The 25058-nt window shown below is 42.5% G+C and carries 25 protein-coding genes; 12 read left to right on the top strand and 13 right to left on the bottom strand.

Annotated elements, in window-relative coordinates; translation table 11 throughout:
* Positions 1–30 precede the first annotated feature (30 nt).
* The gene (locus PS3_RS01760) at positions 31–711 is read right to left on the bottom strand and encodes a membrane protein (protein WP_040467888.1); all 681 of its coding nucleotides are present in this window, start codon (positions 709–711) and stop codon (positions 31–33) included.
* 139 nt (positions 712–850) lie between these two features.
* Here PS3_RS01760 and pepF point away from each other — a divergent pair, with 139 nt between their 5' ends.
* Entirely contained in the window at positions 851–2668 is a 1818-nt protein-coding gene (gene pepF, locus PS3_RS01755) for an oligoendopeptidase F (protein WP_007121825.1), read from the top strand.
* Positions 2669–2690: 22 nt separating this feature from the next.
* Here pepF and PS3_RS01750 read toward each other — a convergent pair whose 3' ends face one another.
* A complete protein-coding gene (locus PS3_RS01750; RefSeq protein ID WP_007121824.1) occupies positions 2691–3152 on the bottom strand; it encodes an Lrp/AsnC family transcriptional regulator in 462 nt (153 codons plus the stop codon).
* Between the two features lie 150 nt (positions 3153–3302).
* Here PS3_RS01750 and PS3_RS01745 point away from each other — a divergent pair, with 150 nt between their 5' ends.
* The 6 genes from PS3_RS01745 (at position 3303) to PS3_RS01720 (ending at position 6990) form a co-directional block, all read left to right on the top strand.
* Positions 3303–3761 (top strand): universal stress protein, encoded by a 459-nt coding sequence (locus PS3_RS01745; RefSeq protein ID WP_040467902.1) that lies wholly within the window; start codon positions 3303–3305, stop codon positions 3759–3761.
* A 165-nt stretch (positions 3762–3926) separates the two neighbouring features.
* Complete coding sequence (locus PS3_RS01740) at positions 3927–4520, top strand: flavodoxin (RefSeq protein WP_081478365.1); 594 nt, start codon at positions 3927–3929, stop codon at positions 4518–4520.
* A 124-nt stretch (positions 4521–4644) separates the two neighbouring features.
* On the top strand, positions 4645–5289 hold the full coding sequence (locus tag PS3_RS01735; protein ID WP_040467900.1) for an MIP/aquaporin family protein: 645 nt from the start codon (positions 4645–4647) through the stop codon (positions 5287–5289).
* A 131-nt stretch (positions 5290–5420) separates the two neighbouring features.
* Positions 5421–5666 carry a hypothetical protein gene (locus PS3_RS01730; RefSeq protein ID WP_040467887.1) on the top strand — a complete coding sequence of 82 codons (246 nt, stop codon included), beginning with the start codon at positions 5421–5423 and terminating at the stop codon, positions 5664–5666.
* A 1-nt stretch (position 5667) separates the two neighbouring features.
* Positions 5668–6219 carry a TetR/AcrR family transcriptional regulator gene (locus PS3_RS01725; protein WP_040467886.1) on the top strand — a complete coding sequence of 184 codons (552 nt, stop codon included), beginning with the start codon at positions 5668–5670 and terminating at the stop codon, positions 6217–6219.
* An 87-nt stretch (positions 6220–6306) separates the two neighbouring features.
* Entirely contained in the window at positions 6307–6990 is a 684-nt protein-coding gene (locus PS3_RS01720) for a CPBP family intramembrane glutamic endopeptidase (RefSeq protein WP_040467885.1), read from the top strand.
* 104 nt (positions 6991–7094) lie between these two features.
* On the opposite strand, the gene gndA is transcribed toward PS3_RS01720, so the two are convergent.
* From gndA to PS3_RS01700, 4 genes are all read right to left on the bottom strand, one after another.
* Entirely contained in the window at positions 7095–8531 is a 1437-nt protein-coding gene (gene gndA / locus PS3_RS01715) for an NADP-dependent phosphogluconate dehydrogenase (protein WP_007121821.1), read from the bottom strand.
* 175 nt (positions 8532–8706) lie between these two features.
* On the bottom strand, positions 8707–9723 hold the full coding sequence (locus tag PS3_RS01710) for a sugar transferase (RefSeq protein WP_040467884.1): 1017 nt from the start codon (positions 9721–9723) through the stop codon (positions 8707–8709).
* A 151-nt stretch (positions 9724–9874) separates the two neighbouring features.
* The gene (gene zwf, locus PS3_RS01705; RefSeq protein ID WP_007121820.1) at positions 9875–11344 is read right to left on the bottom strand and encodes a glucose-6-phosphate dehydrogenase; all 1470 of its coding nucleotides are present in this window, start codon (positions 11342–11344) and stop codon (positions 9875–9877) included.
* A 184-nt stretch (positions 11345–11528) separates the two neighbouring features.
* On the bottom strand, positions 11529–12695 hold the full coding sequence (locus PS3_RS01700; protein WP_007121819.1) for a CynX/NimT family MFS transporter: 1167 nt from the start codon (positions 12693–12695) through the stop codon (positions 11529–11531).
* Between the two features lie 122 nt (positions 12696–12817).
* Between PS3_RS01700 and PS3_RS01695 the strand changes: the two genes are divergently transcribed.
* Both PS3_RS01695 and hisS read left to right on the top strand, forming a co-directional pair.
* Positions 12818–13252: a VOC family protein gene (locus PS3_RS01695; protein WP_040467883.1), complete on the top strand. Its 435-nt coding sequence runs from the start codon at positions 12818–12820 to the stop codon at positions 13250–13252.
* A 322-nt stretch (positions 13253–13574) separates the two neighbouring features.
* A complete protein-coding gene (gene hisS / locus PS3_RS01690; protein ID WP_007121818.1) occupies positions 13575–14870 on the top strand; it encodes a histidine--tRNA ligase in 1296 nt (431 codons plus the stop codon).
* Positions 14871–14974: 104 nt separating this feature from the next.
* Here the strand turns inward: hisS and PS3_RS01685 are convergent, their stop codons facing one another.
* Both PS3_RS01685 and PS3_RS01680 read right to left on the bottom strand, forming a co-directional pair.
* Positions 14975–16267 (bottom strand): LPXTG cell wall anchor domain-containing protein, encoded by a 1293-nt coding sequence (locus tag PS3_RS01685; protein WP_040467882.1) that lies wholly within the window; start codon positions 16265–16267, stop codon positions 14975–14977.
* 53 nt (positions 16268–16320) lie between these two features.
* A complete protein-coding gene (locus tag PS3_RS01680) occupies positions 16321–17214 on the bottom strand; it encodes a KxYKxGKxW signal peptide domain-containing protein (RefSeq protein WP_040467881.1) in 894 nt (297 codons plus the stop codon).
* Positions 17215–17739: 525 nt separating this feature from the next.
* Here PS3_RS01680 and PS3_RS01675 point away from each other — a divergent pair.
* A complete protein-coding gene (locus PS3_RS01675; RefSeq protein WP_040467880.1) occupies positions 17740–19179 on the top strand; it encodes an SEC10/PgrA surface exclusion domain-containing protein in 1440 nt (479 codons plus the stop codon).
* 119 nt (positions 19180–19298) lie between these two features.
* On the opposite strand, the gene PS3_RS01670 is transcribed toward PS3_RS01675, so the two are convergent.
* A complete protein-coding gene (locus tag PS3_RS01670; RefSeq protein WP_040467879.1) occupies positions 19299–20021 on the bottom strand; it encodes an SDR family oxidoreductase in 723 nt (240 codons plus the stop codon).
* Between the two features lie 93 nt (positions 20022–20114).
* Here PS3_RS01670 and PS3_RS01665 point away from each other — a divergent pair, with 93 nt between their 5' ends.
* Positions 20115–20543, top strand: a complete 429-nt coding sequence (locus PS3_RS01665) for a MerR family transcriptional regulator (protein ID WP_081478364.1) — start codon at positions 20115–20117, stop codon at positions 20541–20543.
* 97 nt (positions 20544–20640) lie between these two features.
* On the opposite strand, the gene PS3_RS01660 is transcribed toward PS3_RS01665, so the two are convergent.
* Together PS3_RS01660 and PS3_RS09730 are read right to left on the bottom strand one after the other, a co-directional pair.
* Positions 20641–21114 (bottom strand): class Ib ribonucleoside-diphosphate reductase assembly flavoprotein NrdI, encoded by a 474-nt coding sequence (locus tag PS3_RS01660; protein WP_007121817.1) that lies wholly within the window; start codon positions 21112–21114, stop codon positions 20641–20643.
* A gap of 84 nt (positions 21115–21198) precedes the next feature.
* Positions 21199–21675 (bottom strand): MarR family winged helix-turn-helix transcriptional regulator, encoded by a 477-nt coding sequence (locus PS3_RS09730; RefSeq protein WP_050950790.1) that lies wholly within the window; start codon positions 21673–21675, stop codon positions 21199–21201.
* 104 nt (positions 21676–21779) lie between these two features.
* On the opposite strand from PS3_RS09730, the gene PS3_RS01650 reads away from it, so the two are divergent.
* Positions 21780–22823, top strand: coding sequence for a quinone oxidoreductase family protein (locus tag PS3_RS01650; protein WP_141566730.1), 1044 nt, complete (start codon positions 21780–21782; stop codon positions 22821–22823).
* 32 nt (positions 22824–22855) lie between these two features.
* Here PS3_RS01650 and PS3_RS01645 read toward each other — a convergent pair whose 3' ends face one another.
* On the bottom strand, positions 22856–24289 hold the full coding sequence (locus tag PS3_RS01645; protein WP_007121816.1) for a C69 family dipeptidase: 1434 nt from the start codon (positions 24287–24289) through the stop codon (positions 22856–22858).
* Positions 24290–24311: 22 nt separating this feature from the next.
* The gene (locus PS3_RS01640; protein ID WP_007121815.1) at positions 24312–25058 is read right to left on the bottom strand and encodes a hypothetical protein; all 747 of its coding nucleotides are present in this window, start codon (positions 25056–25058) and stop codon (positions 24312–24314) included.

The raw sequence follows: 25058 nt of genomic DNA, 5'->3' as shown, positions 1-25058 counted from the left end.
TCAAGAATTGGTGGTTCTACATCGTTTTGGTTAATGTAATGTCGATTTAAAGTCAAGATGGTGATGCAGTTGCGGGAAAATATGTTGGTCAGCCCAACCAATAATGTAACCTTGCATCACAAAGTTAAGAATAGTCCCAATGTTAACGGCAAAGAGTTGATGCGTAAGGATGGCAGTAACAACGATGATGGCAATGGGTGGAATATTGCTGTCCCATTGTGACCAGCATGGTGATCCATGTAGAAAACGGAACCTTAAAATGAAAGGTAAATCATCATTTGGGTGTAAGACAACGTTGGCCCGTTGATAAAGGGACACGGCCACGGCCACGCCAGTTAGGCCAACTAGGTCGAGGACAAAGCGCCAGCCAATTGGTAATAAGGGAATCCCCATAGCGAAGAAAAGTTGCTTAAACCAGGCTAACAGATAACTATATGGCACAATAAAGATTAAATTACGGAACAAACGGAAGTAATCAAACTGCCCAAGTAAAATTAAATTGACAATGGCAACAATAACACCCTCTAAAAAGAGGGTGTTGCCTAGTGAAAGATTAAACAAGTGTGCCAAGTTAACGGCTGAAGCAGTCCAGACGGCACTTCCCATATTGGTAGAAACCGTTAAAGCGTTAAAAAAGACGTTCAGCAAAATTGATAGCATCAAAAAAATTAGACGCCCATCAAAGGTATTGGCAACTTTTTCTGACAAGATAAGATCCTCCCGTAAATCCTACTTTATAACGGTACCCATCTTAACACCTTTTTCAAAGGATGAACGATTAATTTTAAGATTTATCAGGATTCTGCTAAAATCATTAAATAATAAAGAACGATGAGGAGATTTAGTCTAAATGCCAAGCACACACTTACCTTTACGAAAAGATGTCCCGAATGAATTAAAGTGGGATTTAAGTTTACTTTATTCCGATGATCAAGCCATGCAGGCGGACTTAGCCGAGATTACTAAACTGACGGCACAATTAGGTGACATGAAGGGGCACTTAGGTGATAGCGCCCAAGCTTTAACTCAGGTTTTACAAGCGTCCCGCGACCTTGACGTGAAGTTAGAAAAAGCCTATGTCTATGCTTTCTTGCGTCGGGATAGTGATACTACTGATGCGAGGGCGAATAATTTATTTGGTCAAGCTGCGCAAACCTTAGTTCAGGTACAAACGCAAACGGCCTTCATTGAGCCAGAATTATTGGCACTTCCCGAAGATAAGTTAGCGAACTGGTTAACAACAAGTCCGGCCTTGCAAGAATTTGCAGTGGAAATTAAGCGGATGCGTCTTCAACGGGGCCATGTTCTCAAAACGAGTGAAGAAGCCCTTTTAAATCGACTAAATCGAACTTTAGACAGTGCTGAAGAGATCTACAATACCTTAAATGATGCCGATCTAAAATTTGGACAAATTAAAGATGAGCACGGCCAATGGGTCGAGTTAACCCATGGAAACCGTAGCCAGTATACCGAATCAATGGATCGCTCGGTACGCCAAGCAGCGGTAAAAGCCTATGCTAAGCCATACCATGATTTAAGAAACACCTTTGCCCAGACTTTTAATAGCTTTGTCAGCAGTCAAAATGCCCAAGCAGAAATTCGTCATTATCAATCGGCTCGGCAGGCAGCGCTTACTCCCCACCAAATTGATGAACAAGTTTATGACACCTTAGTGACCACGGTAAATGATCATCTAGACCTAGCTCATCGCTGGTATGCAATCAAGCAACGGACATTGGGAATTAGTGACTTTTCACAAGCGGACTTTAACGTTCCTTTAGCTGGCAATGAGGTTATGAAAACAACCTTTAGCCAAGGGAAGGAACTTACACTGGCGGCCTTAGCGGTGCTGGGTGATGATTATGTGAAAGGTCTCCAAACAGAATTTAACCAACGGTGGATCGATGTGGCCGAAAACAAAGGAAAACGCTCGGGTGGTTATCAAGTTAGTGTTTACGATGGCAATCCCTTCATTCTTTTAAATTGGACTGATAAGCTATACAGTACCTTCGTTTTAGCGCACGAATCTGGTCATGCGATGCATAGTTGGTTTAGTCAACACCATCAACCAGCCCAATATGCGGATGCACCGATTTTTCTCGCTGAAGTGGCTTCAACCTTTAATGAAAATATTTTGACCGAATATTTACTGGCCAAGTATCAAGACGATCCGCAAATTCAACTTTACGTTTTAGAAGAATCAATTAATGGCTACATTGGGTCCATTTTCCGCCAGACCCAATTTGCGGAATTTGAGCATCAAGCTTATCAAGCAGAACAAGACGGTCAAACCTTAACGGCCGATTATTTAGATCAACTTAGTACTGAGCTTTTGCATCGATACTACGGGCCCCAGGTGAGCTTATTAGCAGGAGGTGCTAGTCAGAGCTGGGCCTATGTACCGCATTTCTATATGAATTATTATGTGTACCAATACGCTACTTCTTGGGCTGCTTCATCCAGTCTTGCCCAACAAGTTTGGGCGGGACAGACAGGGGCTCTAGATCGGTACCTAGGCTTTTTGAAGTCAGGCAGCTCTAAAGATCCGATTGAAACCATGCAGGCAGCTGGCATTGATATGACCGGCCGTGCTTATCTTGATCAAGCTTTAAAGATGTTTGCAGAACGATTAGATCAAATCGAGGACTTGTTAAAACATCAAAAATAAGGTTCCGCTCGCGATCGGAACCTTATTTACTTTCTTCTTCTTCGGCGTCACTAAACATGATGCCCCGGTTTTCAACACTGGTGGAAAAGACAATTTGGGTGCTGGTTTTACCAAACCGCCGTTGGATTTCATTAATGAAGGAATCGAGTTCCGCAGTGGTAGGGAAAGCAACCTCCATGACTTCTGAAAAGTCACCTGTGACACAGTTACATTCGATGACATTCGGGACTGATTGAACATAGGGATAAAATTCGTCCTTTTGCCGTGGTTCGAGTTGAACCATGATGAAGGCTTTAACATAGTAGTCAATCGCATCGAGGTTGATGCTCATGTGATAGCCGTTAATGATCCCGGATTTTTCGAGCTTGTTAATCCGCGCCGCAATAGCGGGTGAAGAGATAAAACATGCATTGGAGAGCTCTTTAAGTGAGATTCGAGCATTCTCCTGTAGCATGTTAAGAATTTTCTTATCAATTGCGTCCATGATACAACTCCCTTAGGCTAGTAATATTAATTACTAAAATATTATTAGATTTTGATTAAAATGTCAATTGGATTATGGAAAAGCGTGGCAATCGTGAACCAGTGAATATGGTATAATAAATATAAAGATAGGTTGCACATGGAGGTTGAGATCATGCAAGAATACAACAACATTTTAGTTCCGGTGGACGGTTCAAAAGAAGCGGAGATTGCTTTTGAAAAGGCGGTAAACAATGCCAAGCGGAACCATGCACACTTAGATGTTTTAAATGTTATTGATACCCGAGCAATGTCATACAACTTTGCGGGGATGTCAGATAGTAGTATTGCTTACCAATTGGTAGATAAGTCTCAAGAATACTTAAATGAATTAGTTCAACGAGCTAAGGACGAATTTGATTTTACGGATGTAGATGTACATATCCGGCTAGGTAACCCAAAGACGGTGATTGCATACGATTTCCCAAAGGATCACCATAATGACTTAATTATGATTGGGGCTAGTGGTTTAACGCGGATTCAACGAGCGATGATTGGTTCGGTAACTTCATATGTTAAGCGGTGTGCGCCGATTGATGTTTTAGTGGTGCGGACAGAATTAGATAAATAAATTGGCTTAAAGAAAAAGCGACTGACGGTTAATCGCAAGATTGATGGTTGGTCGCTTTTAGTATGCATTAGGAGAATGGTACCATGTGAAATAAGTTCTGTTAGGGCCAGCAAATTTTACCTAAACTAATTATACCAACTTAGAATTTATTAGGAGGATTTGATAATGACTATAATCCGATTTCGAAATCGATTGATGATTACTATCATGACCATGATATCGGCGTTGGCAGCTTTTTGGAGTAATTTTAGTCAAGAAGACCAGGTCGAAGCGAGTCCGACGGCTGCCGCGAAAAAGACCTTAATCATTTACTTTTCTTTACAGGGCTCGACAAAAGAAGCTGCTCAGTATCTTCAAAAACAAACGGGTGCGGACATGGTTCGGATTTATCCTCAAGATCGGTATGATGGCTATAATGATGCAGCAAAGCGTGGGGAACGAGAGTTGAAGAATAATATTCACCCGGCCTTAGCAACGCAATTACCGGATCTGGATCAATACGATACCATTTTGTTAGGTTATCCGACCTGGTGGTCACGCCCGCCAATGTTATTTTGGACTTTATTTGAGGAATATAATTTTAAGGGTAAGACCATTATTCCCTTTACCACGAGTATGAGTACCCCCATTAAGGACTCTCAAAAATATGTTCGTCAATTGGCTGAAGCCGATGGAGCGAATTTCAAAAATGGGCTCCGTTATGATGATAACCAAGCCCAAGTTCGTCAATGGCTAACCAAGTTCGGTTTGATCAAGTAAGCATAGGGAGTTGCGAACCGTTCTTAATTTATCGAGTGCTATCTGAATGATTGACATTATATATATTAATTTGGTATTATAGATAAGTTGGATAAAATCAAATTAATAGGAGGGAATCATGAAGATTCAAAACTATGTCGCCGAATTCTTCGGTACATTCATGTTGGTCTTTTTAGGGACCGCAACAGTAGTCATTGCTAAGGGCAATGTCTTAGCAATTGGGTTAGCCTTTGGGTTAGCCATTACGATCTCCGCATACTCATTTGGAGCCGTATCTGGCGGGCACTTTAACCCAGCCGTAACGACGGCTATGTGGTTAAACAAAAAGATCGAAGGGGCCGATGCAATTGGCTACATTATTTCCCAATTTATTGGGGCACTTGTGGCTTCTGGCTTTGTAAAGTACTTTGTCTCTGCTTTAGGTCAAGATACCACGGCTCTTGGACAAACTGATTTTACGAAGATTTCATCATTCACCGCTTTAATCGTTGAATGTTTAGCAACCTTCTTGTTTGTCTTGATCATTTTATTGGTGACCAGCGATCGTTTTGGTAACGGGATGATGGCCGGTTTAATCATTGGGATCACTTTAGCCTTCTTGATCATTGTTTGCTTGAACTTAACGGGTGGTTCCTTAAACCCAGCGCGGTCATTTGGTCCAGCACTCTTAGCTGGTGGTAGTGCAATCAGTCACTACTGGGTCTACTTATTAGCACCCGAAATTGGGGCAGTTTTAGCAGCCTACTGTGCGCGGTTCTTTGATAAATAATCATGATGACGTCACCAACTTGGTGGCGTTTTTTGTTAGCCAACACTTTTTGATCAAGATGTTGTGTTTAGATTATTGATTATTAGTTATAGTATAGATAATCAAAGCAGAGCATTTTGGAGGAAAGAAAGATGTCAATTAACGAAAGAAATCAAAAAATTGCGAAGCAAGTGGTAGCCGCCCATCATCAAATTGAACAGGGTGTGACCAAGGCTTATCAAAAAACGGAAACGATGGCCGTGGATGGCTTTAACAATATTTCCGATAAATTCATTGCCCGCTTCTTTACCAGAGACGGCGAGGATATCGCCAGTGCGAAAGCGCGCTTAAAAGCGTCTGCTGAGGAATCGAAGCGTCACCATCAGGAGAAACAGTAAAATGGCAACTAAGGCGCAGATTAAATTACAACAAGCCCTGATCTTGTTATTAGATGAAGCAGATTTTGATCACATTTCGGTAAGTAAAATCTGCCAAACCGCTGGAGTAAATCGCTCCACCTTCTATGCTTACTATGGTAATCAATATGATCTGTTAGAAGAGGCCTATGAGTATCTAGTAGAGTTATTCCGGGCGGAGTTCGCGACATATCAAGCTGCGGGTTCATCGAATGAGGATCAAAGCCTGGTTAGTGAGCAATACTTAAAACCATATCTTCAGTTTGTGCGTGATCATGCACGAATTTACCGAATTTATTTAACCCACCAACGCGACTTTCATCATCAGGATCGCTTTGATCAATTGGTCGCTAATATTTTCCGACCACGGTATCAAAAGCATGGGGTGATGGATGAAGAGAAAATTCGTTATATGAGTAGTTTCTTCATGGCAGGAATTACCCAAGTGATCAGTCGCTGGTTGCGGCGAGATTGCCATGAAGATATTGATGAGATGGTGGAAATTATTCAAGCTTGCATTCCGCAAAGTCAATAAAATAAATAAGTATATAAAATTAGCTTGTTCCCACTAATTATTATGATATTATTTGAATAATCTTTAGTAATATTATTGGGGGACATTATGAAAAAATTGACGAAGGCAGATTATCTGATTCGGATCCTATGGTTGTTCTTACTTTATCTGGTTATCTCAATCCCGCCGGTCTTTCTGATGATCATGGGAAATTGTGAGAAAAATATTCGGTTAGAGCTTTTCTTTGGTGCTATAGCCCTGATCGCGTATGGATTAATTATTTGGTGGGTTGCATCTTATTATCCTAAATATCGACGTTGGCCAGTCGTGACAATGTCAAATGGTAAGAAGGCCCTTTGGGTTTTGGGTGGCTTAGTCATTGGCCGGGTATTGGTATCTTTATTTAGTTGGTTAAATGAGGTCCTTGCTCATCAAGGGGAAACGGCTAATGATATGCAGATAAATCAAATTATGAACGGTAATAAGATTTCGGTAACTTTTGTCGTGATCTCACTCGTCTTTATGGCTCCAGTGGTGGAAGAATTAATCTTTCGGGGCTTGATCATGAATTTATTCTTTAAAGATGAACGATTCTGGTGGCCAATTATCTTATCAGCCACTTTGTTTTCGGCTTGTCATGCAAGTACCACTATTTATAGTTTCTTGATTTACTTCTCGTTGGGGTGTGTCTTAGCTTTTATCTATCGGAAAACGGGTAATATCAAACTTTCGATTGGGGTACATTTCTTAAATAACGTGGTTGGATTCATTCCAATGTTGCTAATTCTATAAAATCAATGTTAGTGCTAGGTGGACGATGGGGTTGCCTAGCATTTTTTTACTGCATAGAAAAAGGCTCCCAAATTAGGGAGCCTAAAAACGTTTTAGGAATGTTTTTATTGTTCTTCGTACCAGCTGTAGTGGTAGTTACCGTCACGGTCAGTCCGTTCGTAAGTGTGAGCACCGAAGTAGTCACGTTGTGCTTGAAGCAAGTTAGCAGGAAGCACTTCAGCCCGGTATGAGTCGTAGTAGCTAATAGCTGCTGCGAAGGCAGGGACCGGAATACCAGCCTTAACAGCTAGAGCAACAACGTCCCGGATAGCCTTTTGGTACTTCTTAGTGATTTCCTTGAAGTAGTCATCAAGCAATAAGTTCTTCAATTCTGGGTCCTTTTCAAAAGCATCCGTGATCTTTTGTAAGAATTGGGCCCGAATGATACAACCTTCACGCCAGATTTGAGCCAATTCACCGTATTGAAGGTTCCAATCGTAACGTTCTGAGTCGATCCGCATTTGTTCGAATCCTTGAGCGTAACTCATCACCTTACCGAAGTAAAGAGCTTCCCGAACCTTTTCGATGTATTCTTGCTTTTCTTCATCCGTGAAGTTAGCACTTTCAACATCTTCTGGAAGGGCCTTGCTTGCAGCAACCCGTTCGTCCTTCAACATTGAGATGTAACGAGCGTAAACAGCTTCCGTGATAACTGATTGAGGAGCACCACCATCAAGGGCCGTTTCTGAACTCCACTTACCAGTACCTTTGTTAGCACCACGGTCGAGAATCATGTCAACGATTGGCTTAGTCTTGTCGTCACCTAAGTCATCCTTACGAGTTAAGATGTCAGCAGTGATTTCAACAAGGTAACTGTCCAATTCCCCCTTGTTCCAGTCAGCAAAGATGTCAGCCATGTCATCAACTGAAAGGCCAAGGACATTACGCATTACATTGTATGCTTCGTCGATTAATTCTTCATCACCATATTCGATCCCGTTGTGGACCATCTTAACATAGTGACCAGCACCGTTAGGACCGATGTAAGTAACACATGGCTTACCATCTTCAGCTTTAGCAGCAATTTGAGTCAAGATAGGTTCAACCAAGTCGTAAGCTTCCTTTTGACCACCTGGCATTAATGAAGGTCCTTGTAAGGCACCTAATTCACCACCGGAAACACCCATCCCGATGAAGTTAATTCCAGATTCGTCAAGCTTAGCATTCCGTGCCATCGTGTCGTGGAAGTTAGTGTTACCACCATCGATCAAGACATCACCCTTGTCAAGTAATGGGAGTAATTCATCGATCACTGCATCAGTCCCTTTACCAGCTTGAACCATCATCAAGATCCGGCGAGGTTTTTCTAATGAGTCAACGAAGTCTTCAATCGTGTAGCTTGGTACCAACTTCTTTTCACTGTGGTCCTTCATCATTTCGTCAGTCCGGTTACGGTGACGGTTGTAAACACCAACAGTAAATCCGCGGCTTTCAATGTTAAGCGCCAGGTTCTTACCCATAACGGCTAAACCAATAACACCAATTTGTGCTTCTTCTGACATTAGTTTGTCACACTCCTTAAAAGTTTTTACTCTATTATTATAACAGATAAACGGGGCTTATGTTAATTATTTGATAACTAGTGAGCAACATGAATAAATCTTAAGAATTGATGGATTCGCGCCATTTAAATACACCCAAATGACTGAAAGAAACTAAGCGTGATTCATATCACAATTAAAAACTCAGCACCCGCCGGACGGTCTCCAGTAATAATTCTTTGGTAATGTGCCCATGCCGCAACAAGAAACTAAGGTTAACGGCATTGTCGGCCATGGTGTTGTATTCATCCTCACTTAGGCTTTGGACTAATTGGTCTGCTTCGGCGAGCGTGTCTGCTAAAATCCCTAGGTGGTGTTCTTCGATGAGGTCGGCACATGAAATGTCACGATTAGCGACGACTGGCATCCCGGCTGCCAAATAGGTGCTGAGCTTATAGGAAGCATTCCATCTTGAGTAATCGCGTTCATCTTTTTCCGGCGAATTCTCACTCCAACATAAGCCCAAGCCGCGATTTAATTGATATAAGAGCAACTCATCGGGATAAAAGCCCTTGAAATTAATATTTAAATCCTGGAATTGTTCAGGATCGCCCATGGTGTATACGTCAACCGGGGTAGTAAAGTGCCAATTTTTGATAAAGGGGAAGCGCTCCGGTTGCCCAGTAAAGGAAAGTTTGCGTTCAAAAGTTGGCCGTTGGGGTTCAAAATTGGTAGGGTGATCCCACAAGCGTTGGAAGATAATATGATCGTGATCCATGGTTAGCCCTTCTTCACGCAATTTAGCTTCCATATTTGGACTCGGCAAGATCAAGTAGTCACTTTGATCATAGAAATCAACGAAAACTGGCATCCAGTCATGATAGTTACTCTTGAACATTAAGGGGAGAATGTCCTGGACGAACATGACGATTTTAACGCCATAGGCACGAGCTCGTTGCAAGAAGAGGCGATCGTATTCAATGGCATTCCAAGTTGGCAGTTGGAAGATAATGATGTCGCCAACGCCTACTGAGGCTAAGATCCCATCAATACGGGAGGCGCGTTGCTCTTCAGATTCACCCAGAGCATTATAGTAGTAGATTCCTAATTCGTTAAAGCCAAGCTCTTTGGCAATGTTGGTGACCTTGTTTTGGGCTAATTGGGCAGTTGAGTTAGCTGCCATTCCGTATAGATTTGTGATATTTACTTTCATCTTAATTTCCTGTGTATATATTTAAATGCTGAGATATTACTATTCAAATAATAATCAATTCTGGTTGATAAGGAAAGCGGGAATTTTAAATTGAGTAATAAAAAAACTCATCCCGACAAAGGATGAGCTTCTAAATAATTAAGAATTTAGTTTAGTAAACCCATTGACGACCATCACGAGCTAATAATTCATCAGCTTCTTTTGGTCCCATTGAACCAGGTTGGTAGTTCGGGAAGTTTGGTTCTTCGTGGTCCCAAACTTGGCGAATGACGTCAACGAATTGCCAAGCATCCGCGATTTCTGACCAAGAAGCAAAGTTGGTGCTGTTTCCTTCAAGGGCGTCGTGGAAGAGTCGTTCGTATGGTTCTGGCGAAAGAGCCTTTTGTTCGGCACTTTGATTAAAGGTCAAATCAATTGGTTCAGTGGTATAACCTTGACCAACCTTTTTAGCATTAAGGGTTAAGCTAAAGCCTGGTGTTGGATCAATGTAAATAGTTAAAACGTTGTTGTTTAACTTTTGATCGTTGGAATTGGCTGGAGTAGCAAAAATGTCAATAAGTGGTTTCTTGAAGACAACGTCAACACGGGTGAACTTACCAGCTAAAAGCTTCCCGGTCCGGACGTAGAAAGGAACTCCAGCCCAGCGGTAACTATCAAAGGTTAACTTAGCTGCCACGTATGTTTCAGTGATGGATTTTGGATCAACCCCATCTTCTTTACGGTATTCGTTATTGTTGTCACCGGCAGCGTATTGACCACGAACAAAATTAGCAGCTGCTTCAGATGGGGTGTACTTCCGTAAACTCCGTAAAGCCTTAGCTTTTTCAGCCCGGATGTCTTGGTCAGTGAAGGTTAATGGTTGTTCCATGGCTAATTGGGCTACTACTTGCATGATGTGGTTTTGGACCATATCCCGTAAAGCCCCAGATTGATCATAGTAACCAGCCCGTTCTTCAACCCCCATGTCTTCGCTTAAAGTAACTTGGATGTTGTCGATGTATTGGTTGTTCCAAAGAGCTTCGATGGCAGTATTACCAAAACGAAGGGCAGAGATATTTTGGACCATTTCTTTGCCTAAGTAGTGGTCAATCCGGAAGATTTGATCTTCATCAAAGGTTTCGGTTAATTCCTTATTTAATTCTTGAGCTGAGTCAAAGTCACGGCCAAATGGCTTTTCAATGACGAGACGGTTAAAACCATTGTCAGAAAGCAATCCTTGGGACTTGATGTTAGCCGCAATAGTCCCAAAGAATCGTGGGGCCATGGACATGTAGAATAACCGATTACCTTCAGTAGCGAACTTATCTTCTAGTTCAGCGATACGTTCGTTTAACTTATCGTAGTGTTCAGGATTAGTAACGTCATGTGGTTGGTAGAAGAAGTGCTTAACGAAAGCGTCGTATTGACCTGCTTGGTCTTCGTCAACTTTACTAATTGATTCACGAACCTTTGCTTGGAAATCGGCATCGCTCCACTCACTCCGAGAAGTCCCTAGCAAAGCAAAATTATCTGCGAGGAAACCTTTGCGGAATAAGTTAAATAATGATGGGTAGAGCTTCCGGTGCGCAAGGTCACCAGTAGCCCCAAACAATGTGATAACAGCTTTAATTTCGGTAGCCAAAATCGTCACTCCTTATGTTTATGATTGTGATCTAAATACATGTGATATTATAGCCTTTTTTGTTAATAAATGCACTAATACGGCGATTTTTAACCTTGACAGCTAAAAAGGTCTGGATTAAAAAATGGTCATGTAATCGCTTTTTATTAAATTGGTCTAGAATTGGTCTAGTTTAAAATAAATTCTAGTTAATGTATTGGTGCCGTTCGCTTAGGGCGCCAAAAGCGATCATAATGACGACGATGATAATGGTCATCCATAAACTGGCCTGCCAATTACCAGTCGCTGCTTTGATGTTTCCGGCAATCACAGGGCCTAAAGCCGCGAGAATGTAGCCGACGGATTGGACCATCCCTGATAACCGGCTCGTTTCTTCTGGCGAATGGGTTTTAAGGCCAAAGAGGGTGATAACAATCCCAAAAGTGGCCGAGGTTCCCGTTCCCAAGAGGAAACTAATAAAAATAAAGTAAGCCAAGGAGTTAAGTGGCCAGAGCAATAAGATCAGACCGATTAATAGGGGAGTGGCCGCCATAATAACTAAGGGAACTCGATTTTTAAACCGGGGAGTGATGGTCGGAATAAGAAAGGCAGCCGGGAGCGATAATAGTTGGAAAGAACTCGCGACTAAACTGGCGGTTGCATTTGAAAGCCCGGCGGCCATGGCAATCGAAGGAAGCCAAGCGACGATGATATAAAAGGCAAAAGACTGGAGACCAAAATACATTAATAACAACCAAGCCCGAGGATTTGTCCAAATCCGCGTTTGGTTTCCTGCTTGGATAGGAACGAGATGGCGGTGGTTAAAGCGCAGGTTAGGCAACCAGACGATAAAGGTCACGCCAATCAGGAGGGTAAAACCGATAATGGCGGTCTGCCAATTCGTTGCTTGGGTGACCGGGGTGATTACATAGGCGCCAATCGCACTAAAAATCGCTAAAGAAACATTGTACATCCCGGTCAAGAGACCAATCTTTTGCGGAATCTTCTCCGTAATTACAGCTGGCAATAATACATTTAAAAAGGTGATGGCAATTCCGACTAAAATTGTGCCAAAGATCAAAGTTACAAAATTAAAGATCCGGAGAAAAGAACCGATCACCATGATCAGCAAAGCTACCCCCAAAGTGACTTCGTTGCCCCAGCGGCGACTGATAGACGGTACAATAGTGGAACAAAGTCCAAAACAAATTAGGGGGATCGTGGTCAAGATTCCTAGATTAGTGGCTGGTTGATGGAAGCTAGCCGCAATTTGATCGATCACGGATGGCAAGGAAGTAAAAGGTGAGCGCATACAAGCAGCAAGTAAGAAGATTCCTAAAACTAGCCACCGACTGTATTGGCGTTTTTTCATAGATTTGCTCCTCAGTTAATTAAAGTAAATTCCGTCCATCATTCTATCATAGTAGAAGGCCCTGGTTTGACGGAAATTCGGATCTTGCGTATAATTTATCCATCGCGAAATGGAGGCATTATATGGCAAAAATATATCCATACTTAATTTTTGACAATGCGAAAAAGGCGATGGATTATTACGTTGAACAATTTGGTGCGGAGATCATTGCTCACCGGCCCCTCAGTGAGGAACAAATCGAATCGATGGGCTTAGATCCCGATCAAATGATGGATACGACCATGCAAGCGGAATTTTCGATTGCGGGACAAGTGATTGTGTGTGCGGATGCGTTGATGTCGGATCCACAGGTTTCATCGAGAATCGCTATTATGCTTGATTTTGATGATGACGAACGCGCGGCCAAGGAACTCTTCCAACGTTTATCTGCATCGGACCAACAGCGGGTCACGATTCCCTTTGGAAAACGGGAAAATGATGGGCAGATGGGTCAGATTGTGGATGCTTATGGAATTACTTGGCAGATTAGTGCGGGAATGGTTGATGCAGTTTTGTAGAATGGGGCTTGACAAGCGGGCCTGAGCTGAATAGAATCAATCATAAGTTAAATGAAAATGATAATTTCAAACCCGAAAGCGTTATGGTAATTGAACAGAGATCCAGTCCTGCTGAAAGCTGGTCATAACGTGAATACACACTTGAGAATAGATTATCCGGGCCGCTCCGTTAGTTGCGTAAGTCAAGACTGACTTAATGAGGTGATAATTGTGAGATTATCACGAACAGAGGTGGCACAGAGTTATCAACTCCCTCCAGGCATTTGCCGTGGGGGAGTTTTTCTTTTGGAATTAATAATTTAAAAGTTAGTTGGAGGGAAATATGGCAAAGGCAAAGAGTCGCTATCAAAAACCAAAGGGAACCGCCGATATTTTACCGGGGGATAGTGAATTATGGCAAAAGGTGGAAGCAGTCGCTCGGGAGACCTTCCATCAATATGGTTATTCGGAAATTCGGACCCCGATGTTTGAGGAATTTAATGTTTATTCGCGAAACGTCGGTGAAACGTCAGATATTGTCACCAAGGAAATGTACGACTTTGATGATAAAGGTGGCCGTCACATTGCCTTGCGACCAGAAGGGACGGCTGGTGTGGTCCGCTCTTATGTGGAAAACAAGCTTTTTGGCCCAGAATATCCAAAACCATACAAGATGTTTTATATTGGCCCAATGTTTCGCTATGAACGGCCTCAATCTGGTCGGCAACGCCAATTCACGCAAATCGGCTGTGAAGCCTTAAATAGTGAATCGCCACAAATTGATGCCGAAGTCATTTTAGAAGCCTTAACCTTCTTTAAGCGATTAGGGATTAATAACTTGCGGGTGGCAATTAATACCTTGGGAGATCGCGAATCACGGGAGGCCTATCATGCTGCCTTGGTCAACTACTTAACCCCTTATAAAGATGAATTAAGTGCGGATTCTCAAACTCGGCTAGAAAAGAACCCACTACGGGTCTTAGATAGTAAAGATGAGCATGATCAAGCAATTGTGGCCAATGCGCCATCAATTATGGATTCATTAAATGAATACTCGGCCAATTACTTTGCCCAAGTAAAGAGCTTGTTAGATGACTTTGAAATTGATTATGTGGTGGATCCGACGATGGTTCGGGGCTTAGATTATTACACCCATACCATTTTTGAAATTATGTCTGATTCTAAAGCCTTTGGGGGAGGTTATGTCACCGTCTGTGGTGGTGGTCGTTACAATGGTTTGATTGGCCAATTGGGTGGCCCCGAAGAAGAAGGCGGGATCGGTTATGGCCTTGGCTTCGAACGTTTATTATTACTCTTAGAAGAAGAAAATCCGGCCTTTATTCCCCAACCATCCCTGGACCTTTTCTTCGTATCCGCCAATCAAACAGGTGACCAGTATGCCTTTAAATTAATGCAAAAGTTGCGAGAACAAGGCCTGGCAGTCGATAAAGATTATCAAGGGATTAAGCTTGGGAAGCAGATTAAAGAAGCCGAACGGAAAAATAGTCGATACTTTGTCGTGGTTGGTGATCGCGAAGTTGAAACTGAAGAATTAGAAATCAAATCGGTGACTGATAATCAGCGTCAACGAGTGCAAGTAAAAGACTTGTTAGATGACCCAGAAAAGTATTTGAAATAATCAAAAAGTATATCGGATCGCATAAGCGAACCCCCTAAGTTGGATGGTTGGTCTAACTTAGGGGGTTCGTTTTTTATATATCAATTTAGTTTTTCTAAGTGGATTTATTTAAGACGACGGAGGCCTATCAGGCTAAGGAAACTAGTCAAACTAGCCATTAGGAAGGCAAAAACAGTCGTTGATTGATTGCCAGTTTGTGGCAAGGTAGTGTTCTTCTGGCCTTCATTAGTTGCCTTTTGAGTAGATGCGGTCGTATTTGTGGCAGAAATTGTTACGAGGCTGGTTGCTTTAGTAGCGGTGGCTGGAAGAATGTGAGGAGCTTGGCTAGTGGAAGTAACTGGAGTGGTTTCAGATACTAATGATGCAGTTGAAGCTGAGATAACATTCACTTGACTAAGCCGATTTGCAGTACTTGCCACGGTTGACGATGCAGTTGACTGAACGGGGTCTTGACTAACCATTTCACTGCTAGCAGTTGAGGTGCTTTCGACAGAGTTATTACTGGTTTGGTTAGTGGAAGTCGACGTTGCTGTAACAACTGAATTGCTAGTAGAAGTTGCAGATGTCAAGACAGTCGACGCAGTTATTGAATTGGTAGTCGCTAAACTAACGCTTGTGGGGCTCGTAGTCATTGAGACACTTTCAGCGGTGCTTTGACTGATTTCTTCACTAGCGGATGCCGTCGTATTTTCAGAAACAGAGTCACTCAGAGAAGAGTTGTCTGACACTGGAGCAGCGGTGTCGTCATCAGTAGGGATCGCGGTTACGGGAGTGGATGAGAGAACTGAATCATTGTTCGTAGCATTGCTTGCCTGATTCAATTGCTCTGTCGCCGTAGCTAAGGCGAGGTTGTAAGTTTCATTAGCCGCTTGAACTGCCGAAACGTAATCTTGGTTGATTTGAGCGGCGGTTGCTTCCAAGGTTGATAATTCACTTTGGGCATTTTGCCGAGCCGCGGTTAAAGCTTCTTGAGCTGCCACGATATTATCGCCAGTGTAGTCAATGTAAGTTTTGCTAGTGGGACTAGTAGCTTGCTTGATTTGATCAATAATCCCTGAAGAGACGGTTTCTTTACCGTTATCAGTGAGGGCTTGACCATTTTTAATACCGGCAAATTCCCAAATGACATAATAAGTATCGTCATCAACGTATTGGGTAGCGAGTGAAGCTTCCGAATTGTATGGCGTCAAAGCATTAAGCAGGTGACCACTGACGTAATAGGCTGGGTGTTCACTAGTACTGTCAGGAGTTTCTTGTAGTACCTCACTCCATAGCATGGCTTGCATCTTGTTGTAGAGGTCAACCTCTAGTTGCAACATGGTCTTTCCTGAGATCTCATAAAGGTTTTCGCCGGCATAAGAACTCTTATTGGCCGTTAACTGACGATCATTGGTCATTGCCCGATAGGTATATTGGGATCCCCGTCGGAAGCCCGAACCATCGAGGCCCTTTAAATTAACACTGTGTTGATAGCCAAGTTGTTCGGCGGAACGTTCCGCAGCGACTGCGCTTCATTAAAGTAGTCGAGATGGCTACTTAAAGTTAATAATTGGTTATCAGCGGTTTGGAAATCATCTTTGGAGTATTTTTCATCACTCGTGGCCGATTGAATGGTCCAGCCCAGGGTGTTGTAAATGTAGTTGCGCATCCAGTTCATCCAAGTATTGGACAGGTCATTTAATTCGATTACTTGATCCCGAGTCAGTTGTCCGGAAACCGTGGCTGAAGTGTCATTAGTTGGATCATACTGTAAGATCCCAGGATAAAAGGTTAAGGGAAGCTGATCGACAGAACCAACTATGTTGGTGGTTACGCCGTCTTTAAAGACATTGGTGCTGTTTTCGCCAATCGTGATGGTGGGGTACATACCGGCTAATTCAGCGGGATACGAAGATTGATAGTATTCATTTCCAGGTGTCGTCACAATGGCTTGGATCGCATTTTGTTCGGTCGTCGTTAATTGATTCCAATCATCACTACCAGTGGCGGCTTGTTGATTAGCGGCAACCGTTTTAGTAACTTCAGGCGCATTAGCTACTGCTTCGTTGTAGTTATTTTGTGCTGTTTCTAGCCGATTATTCACTGCTTCTACAGCGGCTGAATTAGCTGATAAAGCTGCGGATTGACTGGTTGCTGCACTTGCGATCGCTTGGTCCCGAGCAACTTGGGCAGAATCAATGCTGGCAGCGCTGGAGGAGTTAGTAATGCTTGGAGTTGAGTCGGCATGAATCGTGACTGGCTGACTCGAGAAGATCATTCCTGAGAGAACGGCAGCACTAAAGATGGTACTGATGACCCATTGTTTACCACTTTTGTATAATTTTCGGCGTGTTTTAAAATCCATAATGAAATCCTTTCGAATATACTCCTTGGTATCAGGGTCAGTTTTCACAAAGTTATGCGTTAATATATATTATATTCATTTAGAAATTTAACTGAAAGTAGGATAACTAACGATATATATCAAGAAATAATTTAAAATAATTAAGTTGCGGAGATAATTTAGCACTATTTTCGAAAATTCACTATAAATTTTGTGAAAAAGATCTTTTGATAAGTTTGTGAATAGATTTCTGTGTTATCAAATAAGTTTCGGCTTTATAAAGTCAGGCTTAAGATTAAGAAAATAAATATATGTTTGAAAATAATGAAAGCCCTGCCATCCTTGGCAGGGCTTATTTAAACGCCTTTTTAAATAACTTTTGATATAACTTCAAATGATCGAATAAAAATTTTCGAGGACTGATAACCGATAACTATTGATAAATACAGGCTTGACGTTGATTTATGTATATAACTCGATACATATATTTATTGGCAACAACATGCTAAAATGACGCAACTCCAAAATTAGAAAGGATGGTGAATTATGAAAAAGACCATTTTAACCCTTATTTCAACAACAGTCTTGGCGAGTGGAATTTTCTGGAGTCAGTCGCCAACCGTCAGAGCGGATAGTTCTGGCACGGCCGCTACTAACTCAAGTGCTACCAACCAGCAAAGTTCAGCTCAGGCGGCGCAGTCAGCTGTGGATTCGGCGCAAACAGCGGTTGACCAAGCCCAAAGTGAATACGATCAGGCACAAGCGGCAGTCAATTCAACCTCTGCGGCAGTCCAAAATATTCAAAGTCAACTGACGGCAACTTCGGCCAGTTCAGCGAATACCCCAACGGTAACCGTGAATACAGCTATGCAAAGTGCGACGAATGATTATTTAAAGGTTCTGACTAATAGCAATGCAACGAGTGCCCAACTGAGTGCTGCTCAGCAAACTTGGGGGCAAGCACTTGATCAAGGTTACGCCTTAAATTCATATGCGGATACGGATGCTAGTGACTTAGCGACCGCTGCTGATTGGACTAACTTGACTACTAGCCAGGCTGATGAACTATCTTGGTTTGCGGCCGAAGTAATTAACCAAGCGCGGGAACAGTTAGGTTTAGTTGATTATACTGGTCGGGTAGTTGTCACGACGGGAGCTGTTGCGATGGCAATTGATGTGGCCAATAAATACCAAAATGATCGTTATACTGATTTACAACATTACTACAGTGGAATCAATGCGGTGGCGAGTGGTTATGGATTGGCAACTACTAGCGGCAATAGTCAGTATTATGAGAATCTAGCAATTAATGTCCTTTGGGATTCTACTGGAAAATATGAAACAACCACGACCATGGCGGATTTGAAAAATCAGCTCTATACGGCTATTATGCAGATGCTCTTCCAAGATGCTGATTCCAACTATGGTCACACCGTTTCCTTGCTAGGAACCTTGAGATACAATAATTTTATTCGGGATCAAACTCCGGTAGAGCAACGGATTACTTATCTTGGTGTAGCTACGGATGCGATTGTAAATGATGGGAATTTGTATACTCGAATTCATATTATTGATATTACAGATGCCAGTGCCTATATCAAAGACCAAACGACCTTCCAGGATAAGGGAGGCGAAACAATTTTGACCGCACCGACAACCACGACCAGTTTAGATGCGAGTCAAAGCGCTAGTTTACAAACAAACTTAGCGCGGGCGCAAGCGGCCTATCAAGCCGCTCTAGAGCAACTAGACCAAGCCCAAACGAAACTTAACCAGGCTCAGGCCAACTTAAAAGCTGCGCAATCTCAATTATCCGCGGCAGACATAACAAGTTCATCGACTGGTTCGAGTTCCAAGAGTGGGACGAGTAATAATTCATCCTCATCCACGACGATTGTTAAAGTAATCGGTCCCGATGGTCAAGTGATCGGGACATGGTCCTTAGATGATCCTAATTTTCCTTATCGCTGGGCCCTAAATAGATGAGGTTGGGATACGGTCTGAAAAATAATGTCAGATATAAAAAATAGTGAAAACCCCATCGCTTAGATGAGAATTTTCACTATTTAGGCTAAACTACCTTGTTATGTCCCGAATCTTGTCTATTAAGCATCTTGCTTAGTATCAGCAATTTGAATTTCCCGAATGTTAACGGCTTGAGGCATGTCATATACAAAATGAACAGTCTTGGCAACGTCTTCTGGAGTTATTCGACCGACCCCAGTTTCTTTGAGCCAGGCATTGTAGTCATCTTTGATAGTATTACTAGTAGTATGGCTTAAAAGGTTAGTGTTAACCGCGCCAGGAAGGATACGGATAACACGGACGTCGTTAGCAGATAGCTCCATTCTGGCAACTTCTGAAAGACCAGAGACAGCGTATTTGCTTGCGCAGTAGGCAGCGTGGTTAACAAAGGGCTTAACGCCAGCAAGAGAAGAAAAATTAACAATCGTACCGTGCTGTCTTTTCTTCATATCTTCCATAACAATTTGCATACCATTCATAACGCCCATAACATTAATGTCTAGCATTTGCTGCCATTCTTTTGGATCTTGAATTTCTAGATTCCCTAACAACATAACACCAGCATTGTTAATAAGAAGGTCAGTCTTGCCATAAACTTCTTCAGCCTGACGGATAGCCTTTTGGAAAGTATCCTGGTCAGTAACATCGACTTTCTGGCAGATTGTATCCGAAAAGCCCAATGCTTCTAACTTTTCTACGTGGCGAGCTAACAGTAAAAGTGGATGACCTGCGTCGTGGAATTCCTTGGCCATCGCCTTACCAAAACCGGAACTTGCACCCGTGATTACAACTAATGATTTCATTTGTTTTTCTCCTTAGATTTTTGATACTTGTATGTTAATATCTAGAGTGAACTCTAGGTCAAGAGATTTTTGAAAAAATTAGGGGAATTTAAAATGGAATACAGTATTGGGCAATTTTCAGAAAAAACAGGATTAGGGATTCACACTTTGCGGTGGTATGAAAAAGAGGGCCTCTTATTTGATATTGCTCGAACCAAAAGTGGTCGGCGGTTATATAGTGACAAGGATGTAGAGATGGTGGAGGTCATCACCTGCCTTAAAAACACAGGGATGAGTATTGAAGACATCAAAGACTACATTGATTTATTCCGTCATGGTAGTGAGACCTATGCGGCTAGGGTAGACCTATTTAAAATGCAAAGAAATAGCATTAAGAAGCAGATGGCAGAACTTAGCAAGCAACTAGCCCAGACTGAATATAAGATTTGGTACTATCAAAACTTAGAGGAATTGGGAGATATTTCTGATCCTAAAAATTGTGACAATATGAAAGCCCTCTACCAACAACTACAAAGTCAATAACCATAAACAAAAGATGCTTAATCGAAGAGAAAACGCTTCACATAATTTTTTCATACGTGAAGCGTTTTTTGTGAAGTTTCGGTTTTATATTTTATCCTTATTTACGATAGTTCTTAGCTACTTGTACTAATTGGTGGTAAATTCGCTCAATATCCTCGTCGGTACCGCGGAGTTCGTAATCGCCAATGACCTCACTGTGACATTCCTTAGCGTACTTCCGAGCCGTTAAGCAGTATTGTTCGTTGAAGTTCTTGTTACCACTGCCAACAACCCCCATGACTAAATCAGTGTTATCGCCATCTAATAGGTATTCACCAAAGGAATTGGTCATAACTTCCGTCGTCCCAGTTTCAAATCCGTTTCCACCATCGAGGTAGGTTGGTACGAAAACGAAGAAGGGGCGGTCTTCGCGAGCAGGGATAGATTGATCGGAAATTTCCTTTAGATCAATGAGTGGGTAATCTTGATCAGGATTAATAGTATGAAGTTGAAGGGCGTATTCCTTCAGGCGTTGCATGAAGGAGCGGGTATTTCCGCTGATGGAAATGTAAAGGCAGTATAGTGGATCCATGACAGGTCTTCCTTTCGATTTAAGAGATTGTATATACTATTGTAGCGACAAATTTGGTGGATGAAAAGGCTTGTTTAACAGGTTCTATGATAATTTTTGTAGGATATTTAGAGTAGCTTGCAGATCATTTTCATCAATTTTTTCTAAGATTTGATTATAGTATTCATCCTCGCGCCGATGCATGGTCAGATGAATATGAGAAACTTGCTGACCAGTAGGGGTGATTTTTAAATAGACGGATTTTTTGTTGCCATTACGATGAAACTTTTCCAATAAACCGTTGGTAGTTAGTCGGTTCACATAACGCGAAATCATCCCTTGAGAAAGCTCGAGCTCCTGGGTTAATTGCTGATAAGAACATTCGCCGCCGTGGTTATCGATATAGGAAAGTAATTTCATCTCAGAATGTGAAAAGCGGTCCTGATTAAAACGATCTGTGAGTGTTTGGGGTAAAGGCGTTGCTTGCTCCTGGATAATCGTTTGAATTAACTGTTGTCGCCGGGATTCGCTAGCTTCATCAAAGTGCTGGAGGGCCTGACGAAGCTCTTGGAAAGTAATCATAATCATTCTCCTTTTTTGATTACGGGTAATTTATATTGACATTATAGCACAACTAGGTATAATTAAAATAAATTACCGGTAATATAAAAAGAAAGGAATGATAAATGATGAAATCAACAATGCAAGCTGCGGTGGTCGAAGATTTTAATAAGATCCCGCAAATCAAAGAAATCCAAGTTCCACAACCCCAAGCGGGACAAGTTTTAATCAAGGTGATAGCGGCCAGTATCAATAATGTGACTCGTTCACGGGCGAATGGGAGCCACTACTCCGCAGGTCAAGAAACTGGCTTTGTAGCAGGGTTAGATGGGGTTGGACAAACTGATGATGGGAAATTATATTATTTTCTGGGTTCAGAAGGACGATACGGATCATTTGCTCAGTATACCTTGGTGGATCAACACCGACTGTTACCTTTGCCGTCATCCACGGATGCCGCTAGCTTGGCAGCTTCGATGAATCCGGCTTTATCATCGTGGATGGCAATTTGGCAACAATTGTCTGCAGGGGTTAAAGGTAAAAAAGTGCTAATCTTAGGAGCGACGGGGAATGCCGGTAAATTAGCGATTGAAATTTCTCGTTATTTAGGTGCCCAAGCGGTTATCGGTGTCGCCCGGAATGCGGAGGCTTTGCAGCAGTTGAATTTAGATGGGCGGGTCTTGCTGGATGATCACTTAGCGCAAAATCTGCAACCCTATGCCGATGTAGATATGGTCTTGGATTACCTGTATGGTCAGCCAGCTGCCGACCTGATGGCGACCCTTTTAGCTGCTCGGACAGAGCATGATCGCTTATTAGAGTGGGTTCAAATTGGGAGCATTTCTGGTTCCGAAATGACTTTACCGGCTAACTATCTACGGTCCAATAATCTGCGCCTTCTTGGTTCTGGTCTGGGTAGCATTGCCACGGTTACTTTTGGTAAAGAATTATTTTTACTAGCTCAGTTAATTGCTGCCGGGAACTTTACAGTGGCCAATTATCCGATTCCATTAACGAATTTAAATAAGGAAAATTGGTATGAAAATCGGCACCGGGTGGTTTATCTCCCTAATCAACCTTGGCAAGCCCAACCCGTGTCATTTATTGAGAAAGTTAAATTTGCGGTAATGAAAACAGTAGTTTCGCTGAAATTAAAATCAGGTCGCTAAACCTTAATTTGGGTTAGCGACCTGATTTTAATTTATAAATTAGCATCCATCTTAAAAGTTAATTTAGATAATTCGAGTCCATGCATCATTAGTTGACTCATTAATTTTTTGGTGCGCTGGGCCATTTCCGCCGTTAGTTCGGTAGAAGCTGTATTTAAGACTTGAATTGCTTCGTTGGCAGTTAGATCAGCCGTTTGATGCGCGGTATCTTCAACAAACCGATACAGATACTCGCGAGCATCCTTGAGATAGTCGTAGTCAGCCTGGATAAACTCGGCATAATGGCTTTCGACGAGCATAGAAAGCCCTCGGTACATCCAGTAGGCACTCTTGAAATCAGGGTTCATTTCTGGCGGCGTTAGCCGATAAGTGGCATCTAAGGTATCAGCATTGCCAAAGAAAGGTACATAGGGAGTAAAGGATGGGATACCAAGACTCATCCACATGATCGTCGAAGCCATTTCCGGTAGGTCGGAACGAACCTGAAGGATGTGTGAATTTTGGGTCCGATTTAATGAAATCGGCCGGAATCGCTGCTTGTCAGCATCACTCCCATGTCCCAAGGGATCATAAGGAGTATTTTGATAGTGACTCGACAGGACGGCTTCCACATCGGTTAAGGATAATTTGCGATCAGGTTCTTGAATAAAGGGCAGATCGAAATCCGTGGGCTCAAGTTCTAGACTTGGCTTTAATAGGCGGTGACCATACCATTGCCGAGGGGTATTGTAATGTTGATCAAAGGTAGTAGCGGTTCCAAAAATATGGCGGAAGTTCCAGCCTTTTAAATCAGGATTAAGGTGATGTTGATCAACGAAGTCACGGATGCCATCTGACCACATGAATTGGTGGGGATCGGTGAAATCAACGTCTTGGATAGCGACCCGATTGCCGGTGACGGCATATGCTTGATCGGGAATCCGTTGGGCGACCCAGTGATGACCGGTAACGATCTCCATATACCAGACATCGTCACGATCAACGAAAATGACCCCATTCCCTTCGGCGGAACCATATTTCGCAATTAATTGGCCGAGATATTGGACCCCTTCTTTGGCAGAGTGAATAAAGGGCAGGGTCATCGCAACGATCACGTCTTCGTTGATCCCAGATTCAGTATTCAATGGGTCAAAAGCGAGCACGTGTTCGTTAGCATAAACACTTTCGGTGGCGCTCGTGCCGACATTGAATTCGTTGAAGCCATTTTCATCAAAGACCCCTTCTTGTTCGTAATTCACGTTCGGAACCCCTTGATAACGTGCGCCCTCCGCCGGTCGATCACCAACGAAATGGTTTAAATACGAATGTACTTGATTCGGGTGTTGCCGATATTTGGGATAAACCACCACCCGCTGGGGCGTTAAGGGCTTAAAAGTATCATCATTACGGGCAGCCATGGTAGAACCATCAATAGTGGCTTTTTTACCGACTAAAACCGTGGTACAAGCGGATAAGGATTGAGACATAGGTAAAACCTTCTTTCTTGAATTAACGTTTAAATAGATACATTAAATAAAAGGCTAACAAGACTAATAAATTGCAGGCAATTGCTAAGGCAAAGGCCCAATAAACCACTGGGAACCATGAGAAGATAGCGGTTTGAAAAGCACTTGCCGACATCAATAAACTTAATATAAGGGTAATAACGACAATTAAGCCAAGGGCAACAATTAAGCCTTGCTTAGAATTTTGTAAATCAGCGCGACTAAGATCAAAACAACCCACGCTAATATGAATCACAAGAATGATCGCGATTAAATATTGCCACCAAGGTGTTTGATTGGCAATCACCAGGTGTTCACTGCCCATCAAGGTTAGCCACCAATCGTACATTCCCGGCGTCAGCCAACGAAAAGTTGCTAGAAGAGCTGCAATTCCGCCAAAGAGAGGGGCAATCCCAATAAAAAGGTTCCCAACTTGTTGGTAAAAACTTTGCGGATTCCAAGTGTGGTTGACATACCCTAAGGCGCGATCATTGGGATCGTTTTTCCGCGGGATATGGAGCAGCCGAAAGCCGGTAATATGATGACGAAAAAGCAAGGCCATTAATAGGTGACTTAATTCATGGATCATGACGCCGAGTCCACCAAAAATAATTTGACCATAAAAACCGCCAAAGCGAACGGTCGCAGTTTTGCTGAGACGACCCACATAACAAAGAGCGATACTTAAAATCGTGGGGATGGCAATGATCCAGATTAAGATTACAAAGAAGATATTAATTAAATTTTCCAT

Source organism: Limosilactobacillus gastricus PS3 (assembly GCF_000247775.1).
GTDB classification, from domain to species: Bacteria; Bacillota; Bacilli; order Lactobacillales; family Lactobacillaceae; genus Limosilactobacillus; species Limosilactobacillus gastricus_A.
This window is presented reverse-complemented; position numbering and strand designations above follow the sequence as displayed.